The sequence below is a fragment of the Aurantimonas marianensis genome (assembly GCF_024195285.1).
GTDB lineage: Bacteria > Pseudomonadota > Alphaproteobacteria > Rhizobiales > Rhizobiaceae > Aurantimonas > Aurantimonas marianensis.
On sequence record NZ_JALHBS010000065.1, the window covers coordinates 1 to 8,634 of the forward strand.

Here is an 8,634-nt window from a genome sequence, read left to right on the forward strand (position 1 = left end):
CCTCGCGTCCGTCCCGCAGAACTGTCGCCATCGGCGGAGCGAGATCGAGCAGCGCCCGGATCGCCGCCGAGGCGCCGGCGCGCGCCCGCATCTCCAGCCAGTGGCCGAGCAGGATGAAGACGAGCAGCACCGCCACCGCCTCATAGAACTGCACGCCCGGGAAGAAGAATGTGGAGCCGACGCTGAAGACGTAGCCGGTGCCGACCGACAGCACGACCAGCACCGCCATGTTGAGAACCCCGTTTCTGAGCGCCCGCCAGGCGGCGGTGAAGAACGGCCAGCTCGGATAGACGATCGCAATGCTGCCGAGAAAGAACAGCCACAGATCGAGGTCCAATCCGAAGGGTGGCGCCGGCGGGGTGAACATCCCGCCCATCGGCGAATAGATGAAGATCGGGATCGTGAAGGCCAGCGCGATCCAGAAGCGGTTGCGCATGTCGCGCACCATGTCGGCCATGTCCATGCCGGACCCATGGCCCATCTCGTGCGCCATCTCGTCCTGCGCCGGCGTTCCTCCGCCGTGGCCCCGGTGGCTCGTCGGCGCGGGCCTCAGCTCCGCTGGCGCCGCCGGCTCGCACACATGCCGCGGCGTCACGCTCCCGCGGCAGCGAAAGCCGCAAGAGCTCACCTTGCGCCTCAGCCTCTCGACGCTCGTGATTGTCTCGTCGTAATCGACGGTGACGCTGCCGGAGGCAGGGTTCGCCGCGGCCCGACGAACACCCTTCTCGGCGCTCAACTGCTTTTCGAGGCCGAGATGATCGAGCTCTTCGAAGAGGCCGCCCACCTCAAGTGTTACCGTGCTCAACACCAACCTCCCAGGACCCGCGGCTCATGATGCATCGTAGATCGACAGGCGCCGCGACGAGCGGCACCTGTCTTCTGCCTGATTCATGGATCTCAGCTGCCGCAGCAGCAGCCCTTCGACTTGCCTTGCGCCGCCTCTCGCGTCTTCGCCCGCTGGTCCGCCGAAGACTGTTCGGGTGCGGCCGAGGGCATTGCAGCCGAGGGCTTCGCCGAGTGGGCTGGCGAGGGCTCTCCATGACCGCAGCAGGAACCCTCGGCCCGAGTCGCCGAATCGACGTTCGAAACCTTTGTATCTTTGTGCATCGCCATCATCCTTTCACATGCGTCCGCGCCTCGATCGCGGCCGGACCGCCCTTCAATCCTAAAGACGCGACGACGTACCCGGCATTACAGTTCATTGTTGTCCGTCAGCCTCTCGCGGCGCCGTCGTGCACGTTCGGCCTCTTCGCAGCGGCAGTCGAGGAAGCCGTGGATCGGGCAGGTCAGGCACATCTCCTCCAGCCGCTTCTTCAGCGCCTGGCGGCCGCGATGGAGCCTCACCGTGACGTTGTTCAAGGTGACGCCGAGGCTCGCCGCGACCCGGTCCCGCGGCTCTCCCAACAGGTCCACGCGCCAGATCACCTCGGCGTAGTCCGGCTTGAGCGTGGGCAGGAGCTTGTAGAGACAGTTGCACACCGCCTCGTCGAGTTCCTCGTCAGCCTCGATCTCCAAAGCTTCAATGTCATTCGGATGCATCACCGCCTCCCGCTGCCGCCGCCTGGTGGAGCGACGCTGATGGTCGACGATGGTCGTGGCGAGGATCCGGCTCAGCCAGCCACGGACCGACCGCACGTCACGCAACTGGGTCGATCGCTCGATTGCCCGCAGCATGAATTCCTGCAAGACGTCCTCTGCGGCTTCGGAGCTGCCCAGTCGCCGTTGCAGAAAGTTCAGGATCTGCCGACGGCTCTCCACAAGCGCCCGACGCACGGCAGCATCAGCTGCCTTATCTGCCGCGTCGCGGTCATCGTCGGCGCTTAAGCGGTCGTCCGGATCGTCGCCAGTCATCGTCCACCTCCTATCCTTCAGACGCCCAGCCTACCAGCGCCTTACACCGGCGGCGTCGCTTCGAAGCGGCGAGCTTCGATGCTGGGTTTCTGTGGCCGCAACAATGTCGGAGTAGGAGGTGTAAGGCACGCCCGCACGGAGCATGCGGAACGGCTGGGAGCAAGAAGAGGAAGATGCCGCCGCTCCGGACAGGCTCGCAGGGCATGAACGGAACTGCGAGCGGATGGAGGGAGCGGCATCGCCCACGAGGAGTGAAAGGCCGCAGCTACCTCTTCGACATCAGGTACTTTGCGAAAGCGGCAATGCCGAGGACTACGAACAGCAGGATCAGTATCCAGACCAGCCCCATGGCGCCCATGCCCCACATTCCCTCGTATCCTTCCATCATCATGTCTCTCCTTTTGCGAGCTTTCCTGTGGCCGAGTACGGCTGGCGGTCTCCCGCGCTGTAACGTCTGTCACCTGTCCGGCGCTCAACAAGCGCTTCAACGCCGATCGGCAGCGCGCCGAGATAACCTTCCATCCGACGGGCAGCAGCGTGATCAACCCGAGCACCAAGACGGTGATGCCGGCACGCCGCCAGTCGCCGAAATGCGCGAGCAGAAAGCTCGCTGGAATGATGCCTAGGAAGGTCGCGATGGCGAAGCGCCAGGTTCTGAGCGGCGTCAAACCGGCGGCCTAGCTGATGATGTCGAAGGACAGAAACGGCATCAGCCGCGTCGCGAATACGACGGCCATCAAGGCGTTTTGCGACGCTACGAAACGGTGCAGCGTGCTTGTGGGCAGTCGTGCGCCGAGCCATGCCCTGAGTGCGTCATACCCGATGAGGCGGGAAATGCCGAAGGCGATCAGCGCGCCCGCTTCGGAACCAACGACGACATAGAGCGCTCCCCAGAAATGCCCATAGGCAGCGCCGGAAAGCAAGCGCGATCGGGGCGCTCGGGATCGGGCTCATGACGATGGCCACGGTCATCAGGCCAATGATCAGAAGCGGACCCACAGGGCCGAGCCGCATCACCGCCTGCTCGAGCGCCTCGCCATCGAGCAGGCGGTCCAGCATGCCGGTTCGCCATAATACGAAAGACGAAATGAGAAAGACGGCGAACACCGCCAGCCCGGCGGTGATGCGTGGCCAGGACAGACTGGATCTAGCGTCCTGCGTCTCGCTCATACGGGACCTTGGTGATTTCGGTCAGGTAGCCGTTTCCGTCGAACGGGTTCGACCCCGACGTCTTCGACTCCGAATTACCTGGGCCGGGTGATGCGGCCGGCGTAGCGGCCGCCACCTGTCCGATGCGATCGCCGCTTTCCAAGCGTTATTCTTGCTCGTTCATTTCCATCATCATTCTCTGCTGTTCGAGCATCTGCTCCAACGTCTGCTGCATCATTCCCAGATGCTCGCGCATACGGGTCATCATCTCAGGCGCCGCCGCACCCATCATCTCCTGCATCTGTCCGGACTGGTCTCCCGGCATGCCCATAGACTGACCGCTTGACATCCGGCCACCGCCCATCTGGCCCTGCGTAGGCATGTCGCCCATCATGCCGCGCATCGCCTGCATCTGCTTGCCCATCATCTGCATGTGCTCACGCATGAGCTGGCGGCGCTCGGCGGGGTCCTTCGTCTCGCGGGCCTGCTGCATCAATTCCTGCATGCGCTCGAAGGCAGGCCCGGGCATCTGCTGTGTCTGGCCCTGCTGCGGCTTCGTCTCGTGCTGGGCTGCCCATGCGCCGGTTGCGGCAAGGGCGGTGACACCAACGGCCACGGTAAGGGTTTTCAGGCCTGGCAAACGCAAGCCATTCGAATGGGTCGAAGTGGAGTGTAGGGTCATGATCGCTCTCCTTTGGTCTGGTCGGAAGACGCTGCGCCGGGGGGATGCCTCCACGCGCCCGGCTCTGCATCGAATCCTTCAGACGCCTGTCCCGCCGCCTCGTTACACCGGTGGCGCTGAGTACCAACGGTGAGCTTCGAGACCGGGCCTCTGTGGCCGCAACAATGTCGGAGTAGGAGGTGTAAGGCGCGCCCAGTTCGAACGTCTCTAGTCGGTGACACGCTGTCCGCTTCGGTCGCTCGACCGATAGGCAGCACCAATGGTTCAAACGATGGGCTTCGGATGCCCCTGCGGCTCGCCGCCGAAGTGTCTCCAGAAGGGCCGATGGGGTTTCTCATGCGTATCTTGTTCGTCACCTCCGAATGTCCTCCCCTGATAAAGACGGGCGGGCTGGCCGATGTTTCGGCCGCCCTCCCGGTCGCCCTGGCCGAGCGCGGAATCGACATTCGCGTGATGATGCCCGGCTACCCTGACGCGTTGGACCGGGCCGATCATGTCGGGCCGGCGATACCGCTCGGCGACCTGCCGGGCGAGGATCGCGCCCGTCTTCTGCCTGCGCGATCTCCGGATTCCGGCATGCCGCTTTGGCTGCTCGACTGTCCCAGGCTCTATCGTAGGAATGCCGGCCCCTATCAGGATTTGGATGGCCGCGACTGGCCGGACAACGATCTCCGATTCGCCGCGCTGTGCCATGCGGCTGTGCGCGTCGCGTACAACGCAGCGGGACTCGGTTGGCGGCCGGAATTGATCCACACGAATGACTGGCATACCGGACTGGTGCCGCTGCTCTTGGCTGACTCCGCAAGATCGCGTCCGCCCGTCGTCTTCACGATCCACAACCTGGCCTTCCAGGGCCTCTTCGCTGCCGATGCATTGCCGCTTCTGGGCCTCCCCGGCGACACCTTCTCGCCTGAAGGAGTCGAGTTCTATGGTCGGATCTCCTTCTTGAAGGCGGGGCTTCGCTATGCCGATCGCCTGACCACGGTCAGTCGGACGTACGCACGTGAAATACAAACGCCGGAGTTCGGCTGCGGTCTGGACGGACTGCTCCGCCAGCGCTCGCGGCATCTCCTGGGAATACCCAACGGCGCCGACTACGGTCTCTGGGATCCAGCGGAGGACTCAAGCCTGCCGCGTCGGTACAGTCTGGCCGAAATCGGTCGCAAGCGAGATTGCAAGGCCGTCTTGCAATGCGAACTCGGTCTGGACGTGGAGCCGGAAACGCCCCTCTTCGCCTTTCTCAGCCGCCTGACCGAGCAGAAGATGGCCGACACTGTCGCAGAGGCCGTGCCGTGGCTCATCGCGGCGGGTGCCCAGTTTGCCCTGCATGGACAAGGCGATCGCGCCCTGGAAGAGCGATTCAAGGCATTGGCAGAGCAGTATCCGGGGCGCGTTTCCGTGCAGGTAGGCTACGAAGAGCGATCCGCGCGCCGTCTTCTGGCGGGCGCTGATGTTCTGCTCCATCCGTCGCGTTTCGAGCCCTTCGGCCTGGTGCCAATCTATGCTCTGCGCTACGGCACCCTGCCCCTCGTGCGGAAGGTCGGCGGGCTGGCCGATAGCGTTGTCGACGGTTCCACGTCGAATGTCGATGGCGAAGCGACGGGGTTCGCGTTTTCGGGTGACACCCTTGAAGACCTGCTCGGCTGCCTGAGACGCGCCCTCGACACGTTCGGGCAGCCGGTGGCGTGGCGCCGGATGCAGCGTCACGCGATGCGGCAGGATTTTGGCTGGCGAGGACCGGCCGAAGAATATCTTAATCTCTATCGGACGCTCGCCGAATCTCGCGCAGAGCAAGACTTCGCCGAGCCCGGGTCCGGGCGTGGGCTGTGGTCCGACCGGAGCTTCCTGCCATCTCCCCCGCCGATGCGAGCACGCACAGCGAAGGGCTGAGGTTAGTACCCACTCATAAGAGGTTAGTACCCACTCATAAAAGGAGACACATCATGAGTGACGATCTGAATGCGAAAGTCCGGGAGCGCGCCTATGCCATCTGGGAACGGGAGAACCGGCCCGAAGGCAAACACCGCGATCACTGGCTCTGCGCGCAGGCGGAGATCGAAGCCGAGCAATCGCCCGTAGGGGACCAGCCGGCGTCTATGCAGACCGAGTCGATAGACGCGGCTGAATCCGCGTCTGGAGGAGGCGGCGGGGCCAAGAAGCGATCCAGCTGAGCCCGGTGTAGGTCCGGTTGCTCTGGAAAGCTTGCTTCTTCTTCGTCGACATCGACGCGGACGAGTATGAGGCGGGTCCGAAGCGACTGGACCTTTGGGAATTTTCGGCCGCCGCGGCCTATCCAGCGACTTTTTCGGCTGATCTCGTTCCGTGGCGCGAGACCAGACCGACCGCGAGGATGACGAAGACAATACCAGCGAGTTGCGGCCACTCCAAGGTTTCGTCAAAGAACAGGGCGCCGATCGTCAGGCCGAAGATCGGTATCAGAAAGCTGAAAGCATTGGCCCTGTTGAGCGGCGTCTTCTCGAGCACCGAGAACCACAGCCAGTAGACGAGCGCCGTGCCGAGCAGGCTGAGCGCGAGGAGGATGCCGACGAACGTAAACGACCATCTGACCGTTGCCGGCTCCTCCGTGGCCCAGGCGATAAGAACGAGGGGGATACTGCCGATCAGCATCTGCAGTCCCATGGCCATGAGGGGATCGACCCTGCCCGCGATGCGCTTGATCACGACGTTGCTAACGGTGACGCCCAACGCGGCAAGGATGATATAGGCAACGCCGAAAATGTAGCTCTGCTGCCCCGGGGCTACAAATTGGGGCGCGGCGATGCTGAGAATGCCGATGAAGCCCAGGACCAGCCCCATGGTCCCCCGTACTGTGAGCCGTTCGCCGAGGACAATGCCTGCCAGCATCGCCGCCAGCAATGGCTGGGTGTTGGCGATCACCGTGGCGATGCCGGGCGAGACGAACTCCGCAGCATGAAACATCCCCAGGAAGCCCAGGCTCGTCGCTCCCAAGCCTACGATGGCCAACATCGCCCAGTGCGGCAAACCCTTGGGCAGCGGCCGATGCAGCGCGAGGGCGAGCATAGTCAGCGTAAGGCCTGCCAGGAGCGCGCGCATCGCAGCGAAGGTCAGGTGCGGAGCGAGGTCCAGACCGGCGGTGATCAGGGGGAAGCAGGCAGCCCAAAGCAGCATGACCAGAATGATCTGCGCGATCGTTACGGCAGTCATCTCTGAAGGATCTCCTTTTCTGGCCGTCCGCCAAGAAACTGTCCGGCGATACAATCCGCGGCGATCATGATTCCGTGACCAGAACTTCGCGGATAGGCGACAAGCACGACGGTCCCGAATACTTCGCAGCGCTCGTCGACGCCCGTCTGATCTCTAGCCTTCGTGCGATTTGCATTGACCACCGCTGCTCGCTGACGGGGCGTCCAACTTGTATTGAATGCGGCGCGGCGACGCTCCTTTTTCCGCAGGACCAAGGCGACACACGCGTCTCCCGCGGACGCAGGTGACGGACGATGCGGTTGATCACACCATCTTTTCCCGCGGCGTCATGAACCTTCGATCAGGACGAGGACCTTGTCACGCAGCGGATGAAGTGCTTCCGAGCTTTGCCAGTTCGAACGTTCGAACTACAGACTGTGGAGAACGGCTCGGTAGTCGCCCTCCGCGGCTGGTTGTCGGCGGCCGACGGTGCATTCTGCGGCGCGCTCTTGAAGTTCTTCTTGGCCATGCGAATTACTGATGGGCCGAGCAACGCAGCGCCGAACGTCCCGCCTGATGGAAGCGCCCGCGCCAGATATCAATCAAAGAGACGCTTTGGTGATGGCGGCACTACACGCTGGTGCATCTCGTCCTCCCCGATGGCGCCCGTGGGACTCCGGTGCGCAATCGCAGCTGCCGAATCCGCCAACACAGCACGCCCCACAGCGCTCCTCGATCTTCTCCTTCAGGGCCCGGCGCGCCCGATGCAGCCGGACACCGATATTGTTGGTGGTGAGACCGAGGTCGACTGCGATCCGCTCGCGCGACTCCTCCTCGAGATCGGCCCGGCGAATGATCTCGGCATAGTCTGGCCGGAGTGTTGGAACGATGTTCCGGACGCAGCTGCATGGATTTTCAAGCTGGACCGTTCCCGGTTGAACCACCGGTTCTGGAGCCTCCGCTTCGTATGCGGCCTCGGCCCGCTGCCGCGCCGCCCGGCGCCGATAATAATCTGTCAGCGTGTTGCGCAAGACCCGACTGAGCCAAGCGTCGGTCTTGCCGGTGGTCTTAGGCTTCTCCGTGGCTCGCACCACCTTGAGGCAGAAGTCCTGGAAGGCATCTTCGGCATCCTCCTGACGGCTCAGGCGCCGCCGGAAGAAGCGCAAGAACTCGGATCGGCACTCCGTTAGACGCTGGATGGTGGCAGCGTCGGGAGCGATGCCTTCGGATAGGACAGAATCCGGGCGTGAAAAGGCTGGCATTGTGATGACTCCATGCGCAGAGAGGTTCGTCGAGCGATATTGCGACGCGCAGGGAGTATCGAAGCCCGCCGGCGCGTCGGTCAGACGTGCACAGGGAGACGGGGCGGGCGGAATTGACGATCGCTGATCGTGGATCGGTGGTAACGCGGCGGTTGGGGAATCCAACCGCCGGATTGCGGTGCGTGGAAGACGGTAGAAGAGCCCACCGGGAGAAAAGCGCAGGACGCCGGCGAGTGGCAGTGGGATACCGTAGGCGATGTGCCGAGCGTTTCGTCACTGGGCGGATCGGAGACGAGTAACACACCGCTCGCTACGGCCGTCTCCGTCCCGGCGGCCGAAGGATCGGCGTGGGCCATGTGGAAACTCAGACCGGCTACGATCAGCAGGGACAGGAGGAACATCACCCAAGCTCGGGGCGCGCTCCTTCTGAATCGCTCTCGATTGTAGTGGTACATCGAACTTCGCACAGACCATCCATCTTCGGCAAGCTTATGCCACAAAAGATGGCTTCGTTATTGATCGAGG

At 63.4% G+C, this 8,634-nt stretch carries 9 protein-coding genes and 1 pseudogene; 2 read left to right on the top strand and 8 right to left on the bottom strand.

Features of this window, described 5'->3' with window-relative positions:
• The 5 genes from MJ956_RS11255 to MJ956_RS11270 form a co-directional block, all read right to left on the bottom strand.
• Positions 1-808 (bottom strand): cation transporter (locus MJ956_RS11255; protein ID WP_341482720.1); only part of this gene is annotated, 808 nt, incomplete at its 3' end.
• Between the two features lie 383 nt (positions 809-1,191).
• On the bottom strand, positions 1,192-1,851 hold the full coding sequence (locus tag MJ956_RS11260; protein WP_253964560.1) for an RNA polymerase sigma factor: 660 nt from the start codon (positions 1,849-1,851) through the stop codon (positions 1,192-1,194).
• Positions 1,852-2,116: 265 nt separating this feature from the next.
• Complete coding sequence (locus MJ956_RS18805) at positions 2,117-2,239, bottom strand: hypothetical protein (RefSeq protein WP_256477839.1); 123 nt, start codon at positions 2,237-2,239, stop codon at positions 2,117-2,119.
• A gap of 289 nt (positions 2,240-2,528) precedes the next feature.
• Positions 2,529-2,774 (bottom strand): VTT domain-containing protein, encoded by a 246-nt coding sequence (locus MJ956_RS11265; RefSeq protein WP_253964561.1) that lies wholly within the window; start codon positions 2,772-2,774, stop codon positions 2,529-2,531.
• Between the two features lie 392 nt (positions 2,775-3,166).
• Positions 3,167-3,682, bottom strand: a complete 516-nt coding sequence (locus MJ956_RS11270) for a DUF4175 domain-containing protein (protein ID WP_253964562.1) — start codon at positions 3,680-3,682, stop codon at positions 3,167-3,169.
• A 282-nt stretch (positions 3,683-3,964) separates the two neighbouring features.
• On the opposite strand from MJ956_RS11270, the gene glgA reads away from it, so the two are divergent.
• Positions 3,965-5,572 (top strand): glycogen synthase GlgA, encoded by a 1,608-nt coding sequence (gene glgA, locus MJ956_RS11275; RefSeq protein WP_253964563.1) that lies wholly within the window; start codon positions 3,965-3,967, stop codon positions 5,570-5,572.
• Positions 5,573-5,625: 53 nt separating this feature from the next.
• The gene (locus MJ956_RS11280) at positions 5,626-5,853 is read left to right on the top strand and encodes a DUF2934 domain-containing protein (protein ID WP_253964564.1); all 228 of its coding nucleotides are present in this window, start codon (positions 5,626-5,628) and stop codon (positions 5,851-5,853) included.
• A gap of 118 nt (positions 5,854-5,971) precedes the next feature.
• Here MJ956_RS11280 and MJ956_RS11285 read toward each other — a convergent pair whose 3' ends face one another.
• The 3 genes and pseudogenes from MJ956_RS11285 to MJ956_RS11295 all read right to left on the bottom strand — a co-directional run bounded on the left by MJ956_RS11285 (position 5,972) and on the right by MJ956_RS11295 (position 8,109).
• Positions 5,972-6,868: a DMT family transporter gene (locus MJ956_RS11285; protein ID WP_253964565.1), complete on the bottom strand. Its 897-nt coding sequence runs from the start codon at positions 6,866-6,868 to the stop codon at positions 5,972-5,974.
• 64 nt (positions 6,869-6,932) lie between these two features.
• Positions 6,933-7,187, bottom strand: a pseudogene (locus MJ956_RS11290) (hypothetical protein); the annotation flags it as partial.
• Between the two features lie 262 nt (positions 7,188-7,449).
• Positions 7,450-8,109, bottom strand: coding sequence for an RNA polymerase sigma factor (locus tag MJ956_RS11295; RefSeq protein WP_253964567.1), 660 nt, complete (start codon positions 8,107-8,109; stop codon positions 7,450-7,452).
• Positions 8,110-8,634: the final 525 nt, after the last annotated feature.

Excerpts from the sequence above, each read along its gene's own strand:
- MJ956_RS11260 (WP_253964560.1), bottom strand. The coding sequence starts at position 1,851 with ATGACTGGCGACGATCCGGACGACCGCTTAAGCGCCGACGATGACCGC.
- MJ956_RS18805 (WP_256477839.1), bottom strand. The coding sequence starts at position 2,239 with ATGATGGAAGGATACGAGGGAATGTGGGGCATGGGCGCCATGGGGCTG.
- MJ956_RS11270 (WP_253964562.1), bottom strand. The coding sequence starts at position 3,682 with ATGACCCTACACTCCACTTCGACCCATTCGAATGGCTTGCGTTTGCCA.
- glgA (WP_253964563.1), top strand. The coding sequence starts at position 3,965 with ATGCCCCTGCGGCTCGCCGCCGAAGTGTCTCCAGAAGGGCCGATGGGG.
- MJ956_RS11280 (WP_253964564.1), top strand. The coding sequence starts at position 5,626 with ATGAGTGACGATCTGAATGCGAAAGTCCGGGAGCGCGCCTATGCCATC.
- MJ956_RS11285 (WP_253964565.1), bottom strand. The coding sequence starts at position 6,868 with ATGACTGCCGTAACGATCGCGCAGATCATTCTGGTCATGCTGCTTTGG.
- MJ956_RS11295 (WP_253964567.1), bottom strand. The coding sequence starts at position 8,109 with ATGCCAGCCTTTTCACGCCCGGATTCTGTCCTATCCGAAGGCATCGCT.